The organism is Streptomyces sp. P9(2023) (assembly GCF_032436795.1).
In the GTDB taxonomy this organism is placed as follows: domain Bacteria; phylum Actinomycetota; class Actinomycetes; order Streptomycetales; family Streptomycetaceae; genus Streptomyces.
Genome location: NZ_JAUPWM010000184.1, coordinates 1 through 405 on the forward strand (window position 1 = coordinate 1; position 405 = coordinate 405).

Consider the following 405-nt stretch of genomic DNA (forward strand, 5'->3'; position numbering starts at 1 on the left):
GTAATTTTGGTCGATGCGGGTGACACAATTCAAGGTAACTTTGTCGAAACGTTTAAGGATGAAGCCACTAGCCCTATGATGCTTGGCTTTAACCAAATGGATTATGACGTTTGGGTACTCGGCAACCACGAGTTTGATTTTGGCTTAGATGTTTTACAGCGGTCGCTCGACCAATTTGAAGGGCAATCACTCGGCGGCAATATCAAACGACCTGACGGAAATCCATTTTTACCCGCTTACACCATCATCGAACGGAATGGTATCAAAATTGGGGTGATTGGTATGGATACACCGATGACCCAAGTCTTTGCCGAAGGTACTGGACGACTCGAGGGAGTAACCTTTACCAACCCTTCACTGGAAGTAAAAAAAGTAGTCGAAACACTTAAAAATGACGTTGACGCC

Annotated in this window: 1 pseudogene; it reads left to right on the top strand. The window is 44.9% G+C overall.

The features are described 5' to 3' along the window. A pseudogene (locus Q5762_RS37275) lies at positions 1-405 on the top strand (hypothetical protein); the annotation flags it as partial.